The sequence below is a fragment of the Virgibacillus sp. CM-4 genome (genome assembly GCF_000445495.1).
Lineage (GTDB): Bacteria > Bacillota > Bacilli > Bacillales > Amphibacillaceae > Virgibacillus > Virgibacillus salexigens.
On sequence record NZ_AUQA01000002.1, the window covers coordinates 143,233 to 163,639 of the forward strand.

Consider the following 20,407-nt stretch of genomic DNA (forward strand, 5'->3'; position numbering starts at 1 on the left):
TGCTCGAAGCATATGCCTTAAAAGGAGGTGCTTTATGATTAATTGTTTTAAAAAACGGCCCAAGATAAATCAGAAACTGAAAAAACAATTAAAACAAAAAGCAAAACAATTGCCTTCTTCATTTTCAAAATCAGATCTCACTCCATGGGAAATCAACATTATTGAACAGATAGATAAAAAAACAACAAAATTCAATAAAAATAATATAACTCGAACGAAAGCGTATTATGAATTTTATCGTGCTCATCCAGAAATACACTGGGCATTGCTTGGCCATTTAGTATCACGTAATGGTGGTTGGAATATGACGGATTTAAAAGGCGACCTATTGCCGAGGTTAATGACAAATAGAGAACGAGAGAATTTTTTTTCATTTTTAGAACGTGGAAACTGGTTAATCTTTCAAGATGTCTTCCCTCAATGCTTATTGTATCAACAAAGTCTTGCAAAACAAAAAAACTTATTCTACTTACTTCCTTATTTAGATGTCTCGATTTTCATGGAGGTGATTTGGAATAATTTTTGGAAGTACCGAGATTGCAGGCAATTAGCCATCGCCATGATTATTAATGAACAAAATTACCTTGAAGAACGTGTGATTCAAAACAAACATTTTCAGGACACGGTACTACATACGATTGAATTTAAACTATATGATACGTTTCGTTTTAATCACATTATCTTCCCTAAGCTTAATGAAATAACTGGGAGACCAAGTGTTGTTGGAGACACCCTCTATCAGTTTGACGAGCTTCATCAACGAATTAACATAGGTATTCGATTATACGACTTACTATTTCAACGTAAAGCAAGGTTACAAGCTATTATTCAATGGGCGGCTAAGCACCCTCATACTGGGTCTAGATCAGATTATTGGAAGGACCTCTTTCATCCAGTGAATGAATCTGCTCCAGGACCAAGTTACAAGCGAAGGACAAAAAACTGTAGATTAAAAAAAGGAAAAACAAGAATTTATAGCCCGCCATTACAGTTTGCTTGGGCAGATGTAGAACATAAAGAGGCAGAAAAGAAGGATTGGTTCCATGATTATCAAGTATTGTATTATTTAGATAAATCGGAAAAAGAAATAGGTGGGGAAATATATGATGATTATTGTAACGCACTTGAAAAAATCGAACTTGCAATCATCGCAAAAAATGCGATCTTTTTCAAATAAGTCTAATATAATAGCTTCTTGTTTGATTGCTTTATTTTCATGCATACTTGGTACATACTTAGACCTGTTTTTTGTTGGTAAAGGCCTTTATTCCTTCCCTGAACGACTTTTTCCAGAAGTATTTCAAGTAAATATTTTATTCACTATCTTCATTCTTCCAACAGCTACTGTTCTTTATGTCTATATGATCCGTTCGTTCCGAGGACTGTCAAGAATAATTTTTATATTCATATGTAGTTTGAGTGCTTTTATTATGGAGCATATTGCAGAACATTATGGGTTATTTGTTCATGCTGCAAATTGGAGTCATTTGTATAGCTTCGCTGGTTACTTCGTTTACTTCATAGCCATCTGGACGTTATACTCAAGGATTAAAAAGATATTAAAATAGACAAAGAATTACTTATTTTTCTCTGCATTTACCATTTATTTGACCATTATGTGAAAAAAAGACATTTTTAATGCTTTGCTAGCTTTTTTTGATAAAATGGAAGGGTAAGAAAGAGAGATGGTCAGATGCAGAAGAACGATAACCGAGTCGAATCCAAACAAACCTTGATAAACGCACTCGCACAGACAGTAAAGACAGGGATTATAAAATCAAATTTAATCCCCATGTTTGCTGGATTATTTTTAGCTATTTATACCTATCAATATAGTCTAACTGAAAAACTTCCCGAGATTTTATTCGCTCTTATTGGGACAAGTTTAGTAATAGGAGCCGCTGGGGCATTAAATAATTTGTATGACCGAGATATTGATAAAATCATGGAAAGAACAAAAAATAGACCAACCGTTACTGGCAGAATTAAACCTAGAAATGTTTTACTACTTGGCATTACGATGGCTGTACTGGGTATTTTCATATTGGCTCTAGCTACGCCATTAGCAGGTTTATTAGGATTTTTAGGGTTGTTCTTTTATACCGTACCTTATACGATGTGGAGCAAACGTCGAACAGTATATAATACAGAAATTGGGAGTATCTCTGGCGCCATGCCACCTCTCATTGGCTGGGCATCTATTTATCCTGATATCACCCACCCTGCTATTATTGGTCTATTTATTATATCAATTATTTGGCAAATGCCTCATTTCTATGCCATTGCCATACGCAAACACAAAGAATATCAAGCCGCAGGAGTTCCTATGCTACCAGTAGTTAAAGGAATACGTAGAACGTATATCCAAACCAATATTTATTTAATTGTTGTGGTAGCAACCAGCTTCTTACTAGGTACCTTAAGTTTAGGACTTCAATTAGTCGCTCTTCTTTTAAGCCTATCCTGGCTAACGCTTAGTATCCTTGGGTACCATAAGATGGACTCAGAGAAATGGGCAAAATCCATGTTTCTATTCTCTCTTATTTATATGACGGTACTATTCTCTACAGTTATTATCTATTCATTAATGGGGACAATATTTGATTTATAACGTATTAAAACCACCTTGGTAAGACTGAAAGGTGGTTTTCTTTTTTCTCTAATTATATATAACTTTATCCTAACTTATTGCTATAATATAACTAAAAAGGGAGAGATAACATGGAACAATGGGAGGTAGCTGCTGGGATTATAGAAGGAGAAGGAACAATTACGTTAACCAGAAACCAATCAAAAGAAAATAGAAGTATTTAATACTTTAAAAGCTATCTATCCTTATCTAAGAATCAGCAAAAAAAGAAAAAGAGCGAATTGGATTTTAAAAACTATGAGTTGGTTACTCCAAGAAATGGAAAATATACTCCATCGGCTTTTAAAAAAATTACTATTTGAAGAAGAATTCTTTCTACAATAAATTTAATAACAATAAAAAACCACCAATTATGTATTGGTGGAGACGGTGGGACATGCACTCCATGCTTTCGTCATGGCACTGACTATATCTTGAACCCTTGTAAAGGTTCTTCGGCGTCTTATGTGAAATTTAGATTTACTTTACAAGCAGCATTTCACATCCTAGTACTACCTATAAGGTAGCCTATAAGTCGATACATGGCTGTTGAATTACTTCAATCACCACTCGGTATTGCCTTATTACTAATCAATATAGCAACTTAGGTTTCACCGATAAAGCCGAATTATCACTTTTACGTTACCGTAAAAGGCGACTATTTACTAATCGAACCCACGTCCAGAGATATCGCCACTCAGGCTTCTACACGCTTATTCGGTATATTATCATTTACTTACTCTGCAGCCTACCGACGGGCTTTAGAGAAGCTAGTCTGATTCGTTTCAACAACCATCCTCAGACGGCGAATGATTGTATAGCCCGTTTCATTTGAGACCCTTCAATCTGCTACACGGGCAATAGCAGGAAGGATCGCTTAGCAGAGCTTACGCAGCTGCTAAAGCAGGTTGATTGTTTTCTTTGCCAGTTATATTTAGGCATAACGTTTTACGAGCCGTAACCTCGACGTGCAACCTGAGCTCAATCTATCCCTGTCGAATCCGTAACGTCCCCATATAAAATAAGAGTAACGCTCGGAAGAATGAGCATATTTATATGATTGTTTTAACTTCCTAATGACAATTCCTATTATAGCATTTTTGGCGAAAAAGTCAAGTTACTAGTAAGGTTACAGCTAGCTTTATCGCGTCTGTTCTTTAATCGCACGATCAGCATCTCGCTTCATTTGCTTTCGTTTCAGATCCTCGCGCTTATCGTATTTCTTTTTCCCTTTTCCTAAACCTAGTAATACTTTAGCATATCCATTTTTAATATAGATCTTCAATGGAACAAGTGCGTAGCCCTGTTGTTGTGTTAATCCAATTAATTTATTAATTTCTTTCCGATGTAATAATAGTTTTCTTGTACGAGTTGGGTCGTGATTGAATCGATTTCCTTGTGCATATTCTGCTATGTGCAGATTAATCAATTTAACTTCTCCACGATCAATTCGGGCATGGGAATCTTTAATGTTTACTCGACCTGCTCGAATGGACTTGATTTCAGTACCTTGCAGAACGATACCTGCTTCATAGGTATCTTCAATAAAGTAATCATGAGAAGCACGTTTATTTTGTGCGACTGTATTTCCTTGTCCTTTTGGCATAAGAACTTCCTCCTACTGCTTGCATGCCCCTTATTTTATCAAATATTCTAACGTATTCCAATTATAATTGCGTCTTAATTTAATAATAATAAACTTAAAGCCATTACAGCCATGCCGCTAATAACACCATAAATAGAAAGGTGTGCCTCATCATATTTCTTAGCTGCTGGCAATAATTCGTCTAAAGAGATAAACACCATGATCCCCGCCACCATAGCAAAGATAATCCCAAACATTAGGTCTGTTAAAAACGGCATTAAAATAAGAAACGCGACAATTGCCCCAATGGGTTCAGCCAGTCCAGATAAAAACGATAAGCGAAAAGCTTTCCGTTTATTATTAGTTGCATAATAAATGGGTACTGATACGGCAATTCCTTCAGGAACATTATGTATTGCTATCGCTATAGCAATAGCTAAACCAAGCGCAGGATCTTGCAACGCTGAAATGAATGTTGCAATACCCTCAGGAAAATTATGAATTGCAATTGCTAATGCAGTAAAAACACCCATTTTTAATAAATCAGGATCATTTATTACTGCTTGGGGATGCTTCATATCTTCTACTTTTTTCAATTCATGCGGGTTAGTACTTTTAGGAATAAAACGATCAATGAAAAGAATAAATAGGATTCCAACAAAAAAAGATCCAACCGTGGCCCAGTTCCCATATCCATCGCCAAGTTCAGTTATTAAGGCATCTTGGGCTTTGACAAAAATATCGATCATGGAAACATAGATCATAACACCAGCTGAAAACCCTAATGCGTAAGATAAGAATTTAGTATTTGTCGTTTTCGTAAAAAATGCTAATAAACTCCCTATTCCTGTAGCTAAGCCAGCGAATAAAGTGAATAAGAATGCTACGATTACCTCCTGTGTCATGATCTGCTCCTTTGACTTAAAAACCGCTGACCGATTATGGCAACAGCGGCTTCTTCACTATTTTTTTGCTTTCTTTGCTTTTATTCGTTTCTTCTTTTTCGGTTTTTCTGCATAAACCATTTCAAAGTCTACCGTACGTTCATCTGTATTAACACCAGCTACTTTTACCTTCACTTCATCTCCAATGCGGTACATATTCGCTGTACGCTCACCAATCATGGCTTGACTTCGTTGATCATAGTGATAATAATCATCGGTTAAATAGCTTACATGAATTAACCCTTCAATCGTATTCTCTAGTTCAACAAATAAACCAAAATTGGTAATGGAACTAATCACGCCAATATATTCTTCGCCAATCTTATTTTGCATAAATTCTGCTTTTTTCAAATCATCCGTTTCACGTTCAGCATCTACTGCTCTTCGTTCTGCTTCCGATGTTTGTCTAGCAATTTCCGGCATTGCATCCTTCCATTTCTGCAATGTTTTCTGATCCATATTTTTTTGAATCAAGTACGTACGAATAAGGCGATGTACAGTTAAATCCGGATACCTGCGAATTGGGGATGTGAAATGCGTATAGAATTCGGTTGCAAGTCCAAAATGACCAATACTTTGAGGATCATATTTTGCTTGCTGCATCGAACGAAGCATTAACTTGGAAACAATCATTTCTTCTGGTTTTCCTTGTACTTCTTCTAATACTTTTTGTAATGCTTGGGGATGGATCTCATTATTTGCCCCTTTCACTACATAACCAAGACCAGCTAGAAATTCAAAGAATGTTTGTAATTTCCCGGGATCCGGATCTTCGTGAATTCGATGAATAAATGGTACATCCATCCAGTGGAAGTGTTCAGCTACTGTTTCATTTGCTGCGAGCATAAATTCTTCAATAAGACGCTCCGCAACAGAACGTTCCCGTAGTACCACATCTTCCGGTTTGCCGTTCTCATCTACTAGCACCTTCGCTTCCTTGAAATCGAAGTCAATCGCTCCTCGGCCCATTCGTTTTCCCCGTAATATGGCGGCTAGCGCCTCCATATCTTCAAAGAAAGGTACTAATTCTTTATAATGGTTACGTAACTCCTCATCCTTATCCACTAAAATTTTGTTGACATCGGAATATGTCATTCGTTCATTCGTACGGATAACGCTTTGGAAAATTTCATGATCCACTACATTTCCAGAACGGTCTATTTCCATTTCACAACCTAATGTTAGACGATCCACCTGTGGGTTTAATGAACAAATTCCGTTGGATAAACGATGTGGAATCATTGGAATAACACGGTCAACGAGATAGACACTTGTACCTCTTTCTAGTGCTTCTTGATCAATTGGACTTCCTTCATCTACGTAGTAACTAACATCCGCAATATAGACACCTAATCGATAGTTTCCATTCTCTAATTTTTTTACAGAAACGGCATCATCCAAGTCCTTGGCATCGGCTCCGTCAATGGTGACAATGGTTTCATCACGAAGGTCTCTTCTCTCCTTAATCTCATCTTCGGATATGGTTTCTGGAGTATTAGCTGCTTGGTCCAATACTTTAGTTGGAAAGTCAACCTTAATTCCGTGCTTATGAATGATCGATATGATATCAATTCCCGGATCATTCTTATGACCAAGAATATGAATGATTTCTCCTTCAGCACTTTTTCTACCTTCAGGATACTTTGTAATATGGGCAATTACTTTATGTCCACTTACTGCACCGTTCGTCATGCTTTTCGGGATAAAGATATCATTTGGAATCCGCTTATCATCCGCAATGACAAAACCAAAGGAACGATTATCTTCAAACGTCCCAACAACTTGCAGCGTTGCGCGTTCTAATATACGAATAACGGTCCCCTCAGGGCGATTCCCATCCTTATCTCTTTTCTCAATACGTACTAACACTTTATCGTTATTCATCGCAGAAGCAAGATCAGAATGATGAATATACACATCATCTTGTTGTTCATTATCAGGGATTAGAAATGCAAATCCTTTCGCGTGCATCTGAATTCTACCACGAATTAAATTCATTTTTTCTGGCAGTCCAAAACGATTTTTTCGTGTCCGAACAAGTTCGCCTTCTTCTTCCAATTCATTTAGTGCTTTAACTAGTTGTTTAAATTCTACTGCATCTTCAATTTCTAATACTTCTTCTAATTCATCTACAGCTAATGGTTTGGTTCCATTTTCTTTGAAATAATTTTGTATTTTTTCTTTCACTTTCTTCACCTTCTTTCTTTTTATTGTTCACGTTCTTTGATAATTATAATCATTCTTCCCAATCCAATGTTTCAAGGAATTGATAAATATCTTCAAACACTTGCTCTTTCTCTTTATCCATGGTGATTACATGTCCAGAATTTTCATACCAGTTCAAAGCCTTATGATCTGATTCTACATTCTCATAAATATAATTGGCGCTATCTGTATTAATCATTTCGTCCTGTCTTGCTTGAACAACCATTGCTGGTGTATAAATGGTGTCTACTTCATTTTTTACTTCTGTAATAAATTTGCCTAATTGCTGGAATACTTCCGTTGATTGCTCAAGTAATTCCTCTACTTCTTTTTCAATAACAGCTTCATCTTTCCCTTCTAATTGTTTGTATTCTTTAGAAAAAGTTTGGAAGCCTTTTGTAAGTTGTGTCTCATTGTCAAAAAACATTGGAGAACACATGGTTACTACTGCTTTTGTTTTTTCCGTGAAGGCTAATTTCAAGCTTAATACCCCGCCTAAAGATAACCCTGCCACCGCTATTTCCTCATAACCAAGTTCCTTCAGATGATTATATGCTTCTTTGACATCGGCCCACCATTCTTTTGGTGTAGCTTTTACTAGTTCTTCTGGTGGTAATCCATGACCACGGTAAATCGGGGCGTGACTCGTGTAACCCCTTTTTTCTAAATATCTTCCTAACATACGAACATCAGCTGAATGCCCAGTAAACCCATGTAATAATAATACCGCACGTGGTCCTGCTTCAAACGTAAAAGGTTGTGGTTGTTTTACTTTCATTCTTCCTGCAACTCCTTCTGCCATTCTTCTTTAGTACTTTACCCATATTCTAAAATTAAATCATAAAGCCTATTTTAAATGATAATGCAGACTACTCCCACATTATATAATAAAAACCCTTATCACTATTAGCGATAAGGGTTTCGTTATTTATTGTAAAACATATGCGCTTAGGAAAGCTAGTACAAAAAAGATAACTGCTGTTACAATTGTTCCTCGGTGTAAGACAAGATCAATCCCTCTTGCTTTCTGTTTTCCAAACAATTGCTCTGCACCACCAGAAATGGCACCAGACAGACCTTCACTTTTCCCAGACTGCAATAAAACAAGTACAATCATAATAATTCCATCAATCACTAATAATACGTTTACGATTCCTAGCATATTTGTATGATACCCCCTGTAACCTATACCAAAACCAAAAAATCTGGAATTCTTCCGCTGCTTGTATGTTAGTAGAAAAAACATACGTGAACTTATATTAACTTTAGCATAGTTTACTTTGAAATAGCAAGCTTTTTCCTATGCTCAGCGGTTAATGTGACACTTTTTAAAATTGCTATCTCCTATTCCTAGAAAAGGTGTAACGAATTATAATAAAAGCATATTAAATTGATGGGAGCTTGTGATAATGATAAAAGAATCATTTTGGTATCCATCCAAGGATGGCACTTGCCTATTTACTAGGGTATGGAAACCGAATCTATACCCAAAGGCAATTATTCAAATTGCACATGGTATGATGGAGCACGGTGAAAGATATGATGAATTTGCAAGTCATTTAGCTTTAAAAGGATTTATTGTATACATAAATGATCACCGTGGCCATGGTAAAACAGGAGAACGACAAGGGCAACTTGGATTCTTTGCAGACTCAGATGGCTTTATGAAAACAGTGGATGATCTTACCCAATTATCCAAAAGGATCAAAATAGCGTTTCCTGAACTTCCGCTGTACTTAATTGGTCATAGTATGGGTTCTTTTTTAATACGTATCTATCTTCAAACCAATAGTCACCTAGCTAACGCAGCTATTCTTTCTGGTACCGGCTATTTTCCATTTGTAAAGACTTTAGCAGGCAAGTGGTTTGCTTCTTTTTTACCAAGTAGACAAGAATCCCCCCTTATGAATAAGCTTGTTTTTGGAACCTATAATAAAAAAATACCCCATTCGCCTACTGGTTTTGAATGGCTAAGCAGGAATGAAAGTACCATAAAAAACTATATGAAAGACCCTTATACTGGCTTTACTCCAACCGGTAGATTCTTTTATGATTTAATGAATGGGTTAATTGCCATGCAGAAAACAAAGCGGAACCGACAAATACGTCCTGATTTTCCAATTCTTATTTTAAGTGGAGATCGTGATCCAGTTGGCAATTATACAAGAGGTGTGTGGAAAACAGCTACGACCTATAAAAAAGTTGGTCTAGAGAATGTAACTACCATGTTCTTTGCAAACGGAAGACATGAATTATTACATGAGGATAATAGACAAGAAGTATTTGACTTACTAACAAAGTGGTTAGAGGCAATTAAAGAGAAAGAAGAAGCCTAGTTGTTGTATTGGATAAAATTAACATTCCTTTTAAAAAAGCTATTTTTCTAGTTTTTTCGACAAACTTTTAAGAAATTGCCTCTGATTGCTTGTACCTAAAATGTCGACAGGTTAAAATAGAAAGTGATTGAAATGTAGAAAGGTTGGAAATGATTATGTCGAATGTTCAAGGAATTGCAGCATCTTCTGGAATTGCAATTGCGAAAGCTTATCAGCTTGAAACCCCAGATTTATCATTTGAAAAAGTCTCTATCGATAACCCAAATGAGGAAATCGAACGATTAAATAAAGCATTGGAAATTTCCAAGCAGGAATTAGAAAAAATTAAAGCCCATACAAAAGAGGCGATTGGTGATGAGCATGCGGAAATATTTTCAGCTCATTTGTTAGTTCTTAACGACCCTGAACTCATTAATCCAATTAAAGATAAGATTACTACCGAAAATGTCATGGCTGAAGCAGCACTTGATGAAACTGCTAATATGTTTATTGATATGTTCAAAAACATGGATAATGCATACATGAGGGAACGAGCAGCCGATATCCATGATGTAACGAAACGAGTAATGGCTCATTTATTAGGGGTTACTTTCCCCGATCCTGCTCTAATTAATGAAGAAGTAATTGTAATTGCTAATGATCTAACTCCTTCCGATACGGCCCAATTAAATCGCGATTTTGTAAAAGGGTTTGCAACAGACATAGGAGGACGTACTTCCCACTCTGCAATTATGGCAAGATCTCTTGAAATACCAGCTGTTGTTGGTACAAAAGAGGTTACTAAAATAATTAAACAAGGAGACCTCCTGATTGTTGACGGGAATGAAGGTGATGTCATTATCAACCCTTCTGAGGATCAAATTGCAAGTTACCGTCTGAAGCAACAAGAATTTGCTGAAAAGAAACAAGAATGGGCAAAATTAAAAGATGAACCTACATTTTCTTCAGATGGAGAACAGGTAGAGTTAGCTGCTAACATCGGAACACCTGAAGATGTTGCCGGTGTACTTGCCAATGGTGGTGAAGGTATCGGACTTTACCGAACAGAGTTTTTATACATGGGCAAAAGTCAATTGCCAACAGAAGAAGAGCAATTTGATGCTTACAAATCTGTCTTAGAACAAATGGAAGGAAAACCAGTGGTAGTTCGCACATTAGATATTGGTGGAGATAAGGAATTAAATTACTTAGATCTTCCAGAAGAACTAAATCCTTTCCTTGGATTTCGTGCTATTCGTTTCTGCTTAGAAAACGAACATGTCTTCCGTCCACAATTAAGGGCTCTTTTACGTGCTAGCGCATACGGTAATTTAAAAGTGATGTTCCCAATGATTGCAACCCTTGAAGAATTCCGTAAAGCGAAAGCACTTTTATTAGACGAGAAAGAAGCTTTACAAAAAGAAGGTTATGATGTCTCTGAAAATATCGAGGTTGGAATTATGGTAGAAATTCCTTCTACAGCTGTTACAGCAAAACAGTTTGCAAAAGAAGTTGATTTCTTCAGTATTGGGACGAATGACTTGATTCAATATACAATGGCTGCGGACAGGATGAATGAACAAGTATCTTATCTTTATCAACCGTATCACCCGGCAATTCTAAATCTTATTCACAATGTGATTGAAGCTGCTCATCAAGAAGGAAAATGGGCCGGAATGTGTGGTGAAATGGCAGGCGATTCCATTGCAATTCCGATATTATTAGGACTTGGTTTAGATGAATTCAGTATGAGTGCAACTTCCATCTTACCAGCCCGTACACAAATTCTTCGCCTTTCTAAAGAGGAAATGACTGCTTATAAAGAACAGATTCTATCCATGGGAACAGCTGAAGAAGTAGTCGAATTTATTAAAGAGAAAACGCAATAACATATTTCCCCTATAGTTGATTACTATAGGGGTTATTTATTTCGCATATCCATCAAATCTTTCGCCTGTCATGATTGACATCAAATCGATATAGAACTTCTGGTAATCTAATTGAAAAGCAATGCGATGAATTTTTCCACCCACTGCTTCATCTGTTTGCATATCTTCCAAATTAACATATGGACGAATATCGGCAATACTCTGTCCCCTAACTATACCGCTTTTAGCTTGCACAATATGAATAGGCAACTTTTGATAACTTAACATACCTGGTTTATAAACAGCCATTAACGTTAACACATCATGTAATGGGCTTCCCTGGATAGTTGGATTTCTTTTTTTATAAAAATCATAATAATAATCCAATAGTACTTTAACAATATGTACAGATCCCATTTGATCGATAAAATCAACCATTTGTGGTGTAGCGATAGCATATTTGGTTACATTTAAAGGGATTATCGTTACATTTTTTGCATTTTCTAAGACAACTTGCGCCGCAACTGGATCACCATGAAAATTCGCCTCAGAAACTGCTGTAATATTACCAGGGACCCAAAAAGCTCCTCCCATAATGTAATATGCTTTAATGGAAGACATGAGTGATTTATAAAGAATAAATAAACTTGCTAATGAGGTTAATCGACCAATATTTACAATAACCAATTCATCTTTATACCTATTGATTAATTCGACAACTTCAAAGAAGTTCTCACTTATTCCATTGCTCAAATGTTTTTTTGGTGGAGTAATTGGACCAAGGCCATATTCGCCATGGATCTCTGGTACGTATTCAGGAGCTTCCCCAGTCATCGGGATATGCGCGCCAGCAATAACTTTTATATCTTGCACTTCCTGTGTAGGAAATAAACTTCGTATATACAAGATATTAGCAATAGCATTATCTCTAGATACATTCCCATAATCCGCCACAATCCCAACAATCTCTATATCATCGTTGAGATACGCGTAAATTAAAGCAATGGTATCATCTATACCAACATCACCAAATAAAAGCACTTTTTGAACCATTCTACCCCTCCATCATCCAGCTTCATCCCATTTTGTATTATATTCCCAACACTTTTCGTCCTATGATTACCTTTTATCTATATTTAAAGCATAATCTAATTTTTTACTACGGCTTAGACTTGTTTCAATCATAAGAAAAACCAAAAGTGACTTTACAAGAATTTTCGCATTATGCGGTATGGCCAGACTTATTGTGCTGATTGCTTAAGCCGGACGATGGGTAATTCACTTATTTCGTTAGTACAATTGTAAAATTTTATATTTCTTAGACCAATAAAAAACCTCTTGAAGCATCACCCTTCAAGAGGTTTTATTATAAGATTATTTGTTTAGATTATAGAATGCTGTTTTACCAGCGTATTCTCCCATACCTGCTAGCTCATCTTCAATGCGAAGTAATTGATTGTATTTAGCTACGCGATCCGTACGAGATGGTGCACCGGTCTTAATCTGTCCTGCATTGGTAGCAACAGCAATATCCGCAATCGTAGCATCTTCTGTTTCACCAGATCGATGTGAAATAACAGCAGTATAACCAGCACGTTTAGCCATTTCGATTGCTTCAAATGTTTCAGTTAACGTACCGATTTGATTTACTTTAACTAAGATCGAGTTTCCAATACCTTTTTCTATACCCTGGGAAAGTTTATTCGTATTGGTTACGAATAAGTCATCTCCAACAAGTTGGACACGTCCACCAAGACGATCTGTTAAGACTTTGAAACCATCCCAATCATTTTCATCAAGGCCATCTTCAATTGAAATAATTGGGTATTTATTAATCATATCTTCATACCAATCAACCATTTCTTCAGATGTACGAACGACTCCTTCACCTTTCAAATTGTATTTACCATCTTCGTATATTTCAGATGCTGCTACATCCATAGCTAGCTTTACTTCTTCCCCAGGTTTATACCCAGCTGCCTCAATTGCCTCAACAATTGTTTGTAGGGCTTCTTCATTGGAACCAAGATTTGGTGCAAAACCACCTTCATCACCTACAGCTGTATTATAGCCCTTTGAATTCAATACTTTTTTCAATGAATGGAAGATTTCAGCACCGGTACGTAACGCTTCCTTAAAAGATTCTGCACCAACTGGCATGATCATAAATTCTTGGATATCCACGTTGTTATCAGCATGTTCCCCGCCATTTAGTATATTCATCATTGGTGTTGGCAAAGTTTTCGCGTTAAATCCACCTAGATAGTTGTATAATGGCACTTCTAAATAACTAGATGCCGCATGCGCTACTGCCATGGAAACACCAAGAATCGCATTGGCACCAAGCTTCCCTTTATTTTCCGTTCCATCTAATTCAATCATTAATGCATCAATGATATTTTGACGAGTAACATCAATACCCAGTAGTTCCGGTGCAATCACTTCATTTACGTTTTGAACTGCTTTTTGAACACCTTTTCCTAAATAACGATCTTTGTCTCCATCTCGTAATTCTACCGCTTCATATTCACCAGTAGAAGCTCCACTTGGTACAAGTGCAGATCCAAATGCTCCAGATTCGGTAAATACTTCTACTTCCACGGTAGGGTTACCGCGCGAATCTAATACTTCACGTGCATAAACATCAGTAATGTATGGCATAATTATTCTCTCCTTTAGTTTTCGTTTTATTTTATTAATGAATTGCCAGTCATTTCTATTGGTTTTTCAATCTCTAATAGATCCAGTAAAGTTGGTGATAAATCTGCTAAAATCCCACCATTCCGTAAGGTAACATCTTGTTTCGTTACAATTACCGGTACTGGATTCGTTGTATGAGCGGTCATCGGTTTGTCGTCTACAGTAATTACTTCATCGGAATTACCATGATCGGCCGTTATAATGGCATTCCCACCAAGTTCTTTAATTTTATCAACGATTTTTCCAAGACATTCATCCACTGCTTCAATAGCATCAATAGTCGGCTGGAGTTTTCCTGAATGTCCAACCATATCTGGATTAGCAAAATTTAGGATAATCGCATTTTGTTCCCCAGTGTCAAGTTCTTTTAGTAACGCGTCCGTCACTTCATAAGCACTCATCTCTGGTTGTAAATCGTAGGTTGCTACCTTTGGTGAATCAATTAAAATTCGTTTTTCTCCTTCGAATTCTTGTTCACGTCCACCACTCATAAAGAATGTTACATGCGGATATTTCTCCGTCTCAGCAATCCGTAATTGTTTCATACCATGTTGCGATAACACTTCCCCAATCGTATTATCTAAGTTCACTGGCTCATATGCTACATAACCATCTACGGTTTCACTAAAGTTTGTTAACATCACAAAATCTAAATTCTTTGGTATATGTTCACCACGGTCAAATTCGCGAAAATCTTCGTTAGCAAACGTACGTGAAATTTGGATGGCACGATCTGGACGGAAATTATAAAAGATAATGGAATCCCCATCCTGTACTTTCCCTACTGCTTCACCTGTCTCATCTGTAATAACAGAAGGAATAACGAATTCATCATAGATTTCATTCGCATAGGAGTCATCAACGACATCGATTGGGTCTTGATATGCTGGCCCTTCACCGTAAACCATTGCATCATATGCTTTTTTCACTCGATCCCAGCGTTTGTCACGATCCATCGAATAATACCTACCAGAAATCGTGGCAAATTCTCCAACACCATAGTCGTTCATTTTTTCTTGGGTCTGTTTAATATATGTTTTTGCTGTTTGTGGACCGACATCTCGTCCATCAAGAAATGCATGAACATATACTTTTTGCAGTTCATTATCTTTTGCTAGTTTTAATAATGCGAATAAATGATTGATATGACTGTGCACACCACCATCTGATAGTAAGCCAAAGACATGCAGCGCTTTATTATTTTTCTTTGCATTCTCAATTGATTTCTTAAACGCTTCTTTTTCAAAGAAGTCTCCTTCTTTAATCGATACATTCACACGTGTTAAACTTTGATAAACAATACGCCCTGCTCCAATATTTAAATGACCAACTTCAGAGTTGCCCATTTGGCCTTCTGGAAGTCCAACAGCTTCTCCACATGCAGTTAATTGGTTATGCGCATAGGTATTCCAATATCGGTCAAAATTTGGGGTGCGAGCTTGCTTGACAGCATTCCCTTTTTCTTCGTCTCGAATAGCAAAGCCATCTAAGATGATTAATGCTGCTAATTTATCTTGTTTCATTTTGTACCTGCCTCCACTAATTGTAAGAAGGAATCTGATTTAAGGCTAGCTCCGCCTACTAATGCTCCATCAATATCCGATTGAGCTAACAATTCTTCAATATTAGCCGGTTTTACACTTCCACCGTATTGAATAACCACTTTTTCTGCTGTTTCTGGTGAAGTAATTTTTCCAATAACTTGGCGAATATGAGCACATACTTCATTTGCCTCATCACTTGTAGCTGTTTTACCTGTACCAATTGCCCAAATCGGTTCGTAGGCAATGATTGTATCTGCTACTTGTTGATTAGATAAACCTTTTAATGTTTTTGTAACTTGGTTCTCTACATGATCCATTGTTTCATTTGCTTCACGCTGTTCTAAAGTTTCACCAACACATACAATTGGAACCAAATGATGGTTAAACGCAGCATGTGTTTTCTTGTTTACCGTTTCATCTGTCTCGTTATAATATTCTCTACGCTCAGAGTGTCCAAGAACGACATGCGAAACGCCTAAATCTTCAAGCATAGTTGGGCTAACTTCACCAGTGAACGCTCCGCTTTCTTCATAATGCATCGTCTGAGCAGCAACTTTTAGGTTTGTATTTTTGGTTTTATCCACAATCGCTGCTAGAAATGGAAATGGAGCACAAACAATTGCCTCCACTTGTTTATCTTCAGGTACTTTCGCTGCGACCTCATCAACAAATTCATTTGCTTCGGTGGCAATTTTATTCATTTTCCAATTTCCAGCGATTACTTTCTTCCGCATCCGTCTCACCTCATTATCGTATTATTTGTCACTTAATGCTTCGACTCCAGGTAGTACTTTCCCCTCCATAAACTCTAAAGAGGCGCCTCCTCCTGTGGAAACGTGATCCATTTTATCACTTAAATCAAATTTTTCTACTGCAGCAGCAGAATCTCCACCACCAATTACAGTGTAACCTTCTGTTGTTGCTAATGCATCCGCAACAGCTTTTGTTCCATTAGCAAATGCTTCCATTTCGAATACGCCCATTGGTCCGTTCCAAATAATTAACTTGGAATCTGCCACTACCTGTGCGTATTTCTTTCTTGTCTCTGTACCAATATCTAGCGCTTCCCAATCAGCAGGAATTTGATCAATACCAACTTCTTTTGTATTCGCAGTTTCTGAAAAATCGTCTGCAACAATCACATCTACTGGAAGTATGAAGTTGACTCCCTTATCCTCTGCTTTTTTCATGAATTCTTTCGCTAGTTCAATCTTATCTTCTTCTAACAAGGATTTTCCAACTTCATATCCTTGTGCTTTAACAAAGGTATAGGCTAGTCCGCCACCGATAATCAAATTATCTACCTTATCAAGTAAATGATCAATAACATTAATTTTATCTTTTACCTTTGCTCCACCGATAATTGCTGTAAAGGGGCGTTCAGGGTTTTCTAATGCCTTGCCGAGTACTTCAATTTCTTTTTCCATTAAAAATCCTGCAGCGGCTGGTAATTTTTCAGCAACTCCTGTAGTAGATGCATGTGCACGATGCGCAGCCCCAAAAGCATCATTCACATAGTAATCAGCCATATTAGCAAATGCTTTTACAAGATCTTCACCATTCTTTTCTTCACCGGCTTCAAAGCGAACATTTTCAATTAAAATAATATCGCCTTCACTTACTTGGGAAATAGCTTCATTGACTTCATTACCATATACAGCATCCGTCTTCACTACTTCTTTTTCAATTAAATCACTTAAACGTTCTGCCACTGGATCTAGACGCAACTCTTCAACTACTTCGCCTTTAGGTCGACCAAGGTGACTTGCTAAAATGGTGATTGCCCCGTGATTTGAAAGGTATTCAATCGTTGGAAGTGCAGCTTTTATACGTGTATCATCCGTTACTTTACCTTCACTCATCGGAACGTTAAAGTCCACACGGCAAAATACTTTTTTTCCTTTGACATCAAGGTCTTTCAATGTTTTTTTGTTCATTTTATCTACCTCCCAATTTTAGGAATATGTACCATTTACTCTCATTTATTAGGGATTCCCTCAGGTGGGATCATTAATCATTCATTTAATTCAGCAGAGCTATTTTTACACATGGAAACGGAGGAGGATTTGGTTCCTCCTCCGCAACTCCTATTCTTATAGTCCTTGTTTTTTCAAGAATGCAGCTAAGTCCACACAACGAGAAGAATATCCCATTTCATTATCATACCATGAAATTACTTTTACCATATTATCTTCTAATACCATTGTAGATAAACCATCTACGATAGAAGAATGTGTGTTACCTACAATATCTGTTGATACAAGTGGTAGTTCACTGTATTCAAGAATTCCCTTCAATTCACCTTCAGCAGCTTCTCTTAATGCTGCATTCACATCTTCAGCTGTTACATTTTGATCTAATTCTGCTACAAGATCTACTAATGAACCATCTGGAGTAGGAACACGTACTGCTCCACCGTTTAGCTTCCCATTAAGTTCCGGTAATACTTTACCTACTGCTTTAGCAGCCCCAGTAGTTGTAGGAATGATATTTTGAGCTGCTGCACGAGCACGACGATAGTCTTTATGCGGCAAATCAAGGATTTGTTGGTCGTTTGTGTAAGAGTGGATCGTTGTCATTAAGCCACGTTTAATCCCGAATTTGTCATGTAATACTTTAGCATATGGTGCAAGACAGTTTGTTGTACAAGATGCATTCGAAATAATGTTGTGTTTAGCAGGGTCATATTGATCGTCGTTAACACCCATAACCATTGTAAGGTCTTCATTTTTACCAGGTGCAGAGATAATTACTTTTTTCGCTCCTGCATCAATGTGTTTCTGTGCATCTTCACCATTTGTAAAACGGCCAGTAGATTCAATTACTACTTCGACGCCAAGATCTCCCCAACCTAAGTCAGCAGGGTCACGTTCAGATAATACTTTAATCTCTTTTCCACCAACTACAATATTGGAACCATTAACCGTCACTTCTTCTTCAAGATGACCGTGAACAGAATCATATTGTAAAAGGTGAGCTAACATATTAGCATCTGTTAAATCATTAACTGCAACTACTTCCACCTCATCATTTTTTAGAGCTTGACGAAATACATTACGTCCGATTCTACCAAAACCGTTAATTCCTACTTTTACTGCCATGTATATTCCTCCTAAAATTTGTTTTTGACTATTTATATTTAAAGAGATTAATTTCCCTTTAAAATCTGTTCTGCGGCTGCTTCATCTGTAATAAGCAGATCGCTCTTGCCTTGTTTAAAATAGGATGCTATTGCCCGGGCTTTAGATTTCCCTCCAGCGATGGTGATTACATAAGGCATACGCTCTAAATCTTCTAGTTGAATTCCTACTGTACGCACCTTATGTACAACATTTCCTTCTCCATCAAAGTAATAACCGAATGCTTCACTTACAGCATGGTTGTCTTTTAACTTTTGAATGATAGCATCCGTTGTTTTTCTACGTTGTGCCATGGTTAGTGCGTCCCCAACTCCATGCATTGCAATGGTTGCACTTTTTATTTGCTGCAATGTTTCGTTGACAGAGGGTTCTTGAATAATAGACTGATAAGCTGACTCACTTAATGGATCTGGAACATAAAGTAGTCGATAGTCTCCATTGGCTTTGCGAGCCATTTCTGAAGCAATGGTATTTGCTTGATTTTCTACTTTTTCCCCTATTCCACCACGAGCCGGGACAAATAAGGGATCGCCTTGGTTTGTTAAAGCCGTCATCATTCTGGCAGCTGCAGCCATCGTTGTACCACCAGTAACTGCGATCGTGTTGTTATCACCTATGATGGTTTTTAAAAAGGCTACGCTTGCTTTTCCCATTTCTTGTTTGACCCATTCATGGCTATCACTATTACCAGGTACTACAATAGCACTCCTTACTGATAATTTATCCTGAAGCTGCTGTTCTAAAACACGCAAACCCATAATTTCGCTCATAAATGAAGCTAATTTTTCTAAAATTACTTTACCCTCTTCTGTGATAAACATTCCTTTTGCAGTAATTTGAATTAAATCCTGCTTCTGAAAAAAATCAACTTCACTACGAACACTTCGTTCGGTAATATTTGTGTTTTCAGCTAGCCCCCTTCTGCCGATTGGTTGAAGTAAGTCAATGCTACGCAGAATAGCATAGCGTTGCTGCATAATTTCTAAAACATCTGGCAATAATTTCTTTTGTAATTCAATTAACTCTCTCATTAAAGGACTCCTTCGCATGGACACAAATAGTCCCACATGGTTATATTATGTCCCGGAAGCATCAAAAAAATTAATCCTTCCTTCAAATTCATTATAGCAAAGATCAAAAATTTCACAACCAAAATGACTATAATAAGCAAAAACCCTATATTAACAAGGGTTCTACGCTCATTATAAGCATAGATCTGATCTTATTTCAATCCAGCTCGTTCGATTGTAATGCTTGCTCTAATGTGTTCCAATTCATTTGTGAACCATCAATCGTATGTTCTCCGATAATCACATAAGGTATTCGTAAGTGATAGTTTTCTAACCATTTTTCATTATGGTGTATATTTCGTTCTTCTATATCAAATTTGTATTCTTTCATTAGAAGTTCGAGCATCATCTTCGCGTCATCACATAAAGGACAATGGTCTTTTGTATAAAATATTACGTGGCTCATC

General features: G+C 37.0%; 18 protein-coding genes and 1 other RNA gene. 5 read left to right on the plus strand and 14 right to left on the minus strand.

Annotation, left to right across the window (positions count from 1 at the left end; translation table 11 throughout):
* Positions 1-34 precede the first annotated feature (34 nt).
* The 3 genes from M948_RS24610 to cyoE all read left to right on the plus strand — a co-directional run bounded on the left by M948_RS24610 (position 35) and on the right by cyoE (position 2,611).
* Positions 35-1,177: a DUF2515 family protein gene (locus tag M948_RS24610; RefSeq protein ID WP_021289015.1), complete on the plus strand. Its 1,143-nt coding sequence runs from the start codon at positions 35-37 to the stop codon at positions 1,175-1,177.
* Complete coding sequence (locus tag M948_RS43945) at positions 1,158-1,568, plus strand: CBO0543 family protein (RefSeq protein ID WP_031334959.1); 411 nt, start codon at positions 1,158-1,160, stop codon at positions 1,566-1,568. Before M948_RS24610 ends, M948_RS43945 begins: the two co-directional genes overlap by 20 nt.
* 125 nt (positions 1,569-1,693) lie before the next feature.
* Positions 1,694-2,611, plus strand: coding sequence for a heme o synthase (gene cyoE, locus M948_RS24620; RefSeq protein WP_021289017.1), 918 nt, complete (start codon positions 1,694-1,696; stop codon positions 2,609-2,611).
* Between the two features lie 684 nt (positions 2,612-3,295).
* Here cyoE and ssrA read toward each other — a convergent pair.
* The 6 genes from ssrA to secG form a co-directional block, all read right to left on the minus strand.
* Positions 3,296-3,635, minus strand: a transfer-messenger RNA (tmRNA) gene (ssrA, locus tag M948_RS42710).
* Between the two features lie 135 nt (positions 3,636-3,770).
* Positions 3,771-4,235 (minus strand): SsrA-binding protein SmpB, encoded by a 465-nt coding sequence (gene smpB / locus M948_RS24625; protein WP_021289019.1) that lies wholly within the window; start codon positions 4,233-4,235, stop codon positions 3,771-3,773.
* Between the two features lie 74 nt (positions 4,236-4,309).
* Positions 4,310-5,119 carry a zinc transporter ZupT gene (gene zupT / locus M948_RS24630; protein WP_021289020.1) on the minus strand — a complete coding sequence of 270 codons (810 nt, stop codon included), beginning with the start codon at positions 5,117-5,119 and terminating at the stop codon, positions 4,310-4,312.
* Between the two features lie 57 nt (positions 5,120-5,176).
* On the minus strand, positions 5,177-7,345 hold the full coding sequence (gene rnr / locus M948_RS24635; protein ID WP_021289021.1) for a ribonuclease R: 2,169 nt from the start codon (positions 7,343-7,345) through the stop codon (positions 5,177-5,179).
* 49 nt (positions 7,346-7,394) lie between these two features.
* Entirely contained in the window at positions 7,395-8,141 is a 747-nt protein-coding gene (locus tag M948_RS24640) for an alpha/beta hydrolase (RefSeq protein WP_021289022.1), read from the minus strand.
* A 150-nt stretch (positions 8,142-8,291) separates the two neighbouring features.
* Positions 8,292-8,525, minus strand: a complete 234-nt coding sequence (secG, locus tag M948_RS24645) for a preprotein translocase subunit SecG (RefSeq protein ID WP_021289023.1) — start codon at positions 8,523-8,525, stop codon at positions 8,292-8,294.
* A 247-nt stretch (positions 8,526-8,772) separates the two neighbouring features.
* On the opposite strand from secG, the gene M948_RS24650 reads away from it, so the two are divergent.
* Positions 8,773-9,699: an alpha/beta fold hydrolase gene (locus M948_RS24650; RefSeq protein WP_021289024.1), complete on the plus strand. Its 927-nt coding sequence runs from the start codon at positions 8,773-8,775 to the stop codon at positions 9,697-9,699.
* A 155-nt stretch (positions 9,700-9,854) separates the two neighbouring features.
* Positions 9,855-11,567, plus strand: coding sequence for a phosphoenolpyruvate--protein phosphotransferase (ptsP, locus tag M948_RS24655; protein ID WP_021289025.1), 1,713 nt, complete (start codon positions 9,855-9,857; stop codon positions 11,565-11,567).
* A 36-nt stretch (positions 11,568-11,603) separates the two neighbouring features.
* On the opposite strand, the gene M948_RS24660 is transcribed toward ptsP, so the two are convergent.
* The 8 genes from M948_RS24660 to M948_RS24695 form a co-directional block, all read right to left on the minus strand.
* On the minus strand, positions 11,604-12,599 hold the full coding sequence (locus M948_RS24660; RefSeq protein WP_021289026.1) for a nucleoside hydrolase: 996 nt from the start codon (positions 12,597-12,599) through the stop codon (positions 11,604-11,606).
* 321 nt (positions 12,600-12,920) lie between these two features.
* On the minus strand, positions 12,921-14,207 hold the full coding sequence (eno, locus tag M948_RS24665) for a phosphopyruvate hydratase (RefSeq protein WP_021289027.1): 1,287 nt from the start codon (positions 14,205-14,207) through the stop codon (positions 12,921-12,923).
* Between the two features lie 26 nt (positions 14,208-14,233).
* Positions 14,234-15,769: a 2,3-bisphosphoglycerate-independent phosphoglycerate mutase gene (gpmI, locus tag M948_RS24670; RefSeq protein WP_021289028.1), complete on the minus strand. Its 1,536-nt coding sequence runs from the start codon at positions 15,767-15,769 to the stop codon at positions 14,234-14,236.
* A complete protein-coding gene (gene tpiA / locus M948_RS24675) occupies positions 15,766-16,524 on the minus strand; it encodes a triose-phosphate isomerase (RefSeq protein ID WP_021289029.1) in 759 nt (252 codons plus the stop codon). The genes gpmI and tpiA overlap by 4 nt, the downstream gene beginning before the upstream one ends.
* Positions 16,525-16,545: 21 nt before the next feature.
* Complete coding sequence (pgk, locus tag M948_RS24680; protein ID WP_021289030.1) at positions 16,546-17,727, minus strand: phosphoglycerate kinase; 1,182 nt, start codon at positions 17,725-17,727, stop codon at positions 16,546-16,548.
* A gap of 156 nt (positions 17,728-17,883) precedes the next feature.
* Positions 17,884-18,891, minus strand: coding sequence for a type I glyceraldehyde-3-phosphate dehydrogenase (gap, locus tag M948_RS24685; RefSeq protein ID WP_021289031.1), 1,008 nt, complete (start codon positions 18,889-18,891; stop codon positions 17,884-17,886).
* A 47-nt stretch (positions 18,892-18,938) separates the two neighbouring features.
* Positions 18,939-19,961 carry a sugar-binding transcriptional regulator gene (locus M948_RS24690; protein ID WP_021289032.1) on the minus strand — a complete coding sequence of 341 codons (1,023 nt, stop codon included), beginning with the start codon at positions 19,959-19,961 and terminating at the stop codon, positions 18,939-18,941.
* Between the two features lie 196 nt (positions 19,962-20,157).
* Entirely contained in the window at positions 20,158-20,406 is a 249-nt protein-coding gene (locus M948_RS24695) for a glutaredoxin family protein (RefSeq protein ID WP_021289033.1), read from the minus strand.
* Position 20,407: the final 1 nt, after the last annotated feature.

Coding starts and splice junctions, on each gene's coding strand:
- M948_RS24640 (WP_021289022.1), bottom strand. CDS start 8,141: ATGAAAGTAAAACAACCACAACCTTTTACGTTTGAAGCAGGACCACGT.
- pgk (WP_021289030.1), bottom strand. CDS start 17,727: ATGAACAAAAAAACATTGAAAGACCTTGATGTCAAAGGAAAAAAAGTA.
- eno (WP_021289027.1), bottom strand. CDS start 14,207: ATGCCATACATTACTGATGTTTATGCACGTGAAGTATTAGATTCGCGC.
- M948_RS43945 (WP_031334959.1), top strand. CDS start 1,158: ATGCGATCTTTTTCAAATAAGTCTAATATAATAGCTTCTTGTTTGATT.
- cyoE (WP_021289017.1), top strand. CDS start 1,694: ATGCAGAAGAACGATAACCGAGTCGAATCCAAACAAACCTTGATAAAC.
- gpmI (WP_021289028.1), bottom strand. CDS start 15,769: ATGAAACAAGATAAATTAGCAGCATTAATCATCTTAGATGGCTTTGCT.
- tpiA (WP_021289029.1), bottom strand. CDS start 16,524: ATGCGGAAGAAAGTAATCGCTGGAAATTGGAAAATGAATAAAATTGCC.
- M948_RS24690 (WP_021289032.1), bottom strand. CDS start 19,961: ATGAGAGAGTTAATTGAATTACAAAAGAAATTATTGCCAGATGTTTTA.
- smpB (WP_021289019.1), bottom strand. CDS start 4,235: ATGCCAAAAGGACAAGGAAATACAGTCGCACAAAATAAACGTGCTTCT.
- gap (WP_021289031.1), bottom strand. CDS start 18,891: ATGGCAGTAAAAGTAGGAATTAACGGTTTTGGTAGAATCGGACGTAAT.
- ptsP (WP_021289025.1), top strand. CDS start 9,855: ATGTCGAATGTTCAAGGAATTGCAGCATCTTCTGGAATTGCAATTGCG.
- zupT (WP_021289020.1), bottom strand. CDS start 5,119: ATGACACAGGAGGTAATCGTAGCATTCTTATTCACTTTATTCGCTGGC.
- M948_RS24695 (WP_021289033.1), bottom strand. CDS start 20,406: ATGAGCCACGTAATATTTTATACAAAAGACCATTGTCCTTTATGTGAT.
- M948_RS24650 (WP_021289024.1), top strand. CDS start 8,773: ATGATAAAAGAATCATTTTGGTATCCATCCAAGGATGGCACTTGCCTA.
- M948_RS24660 (WP_021289026.1), bottom strand. CDS start 12,599: ATGGTTCAAAAAGTGCTTTTATTTGGTGATGTTGGTATAGATGATACC.
- secG (WP_021289023.1), bottom strand. CDS start 8,525: ATGCTAGGAATCGTAAACGTATTATTAGTGATTGATGGAATTATTATG.
- M948_RS24610 (WP_021289015.1), top strand. CDS start 35: ATGATTAATTGTTTTAAAAAACGGCCCAAGATAAATCAGAAACTGAAA.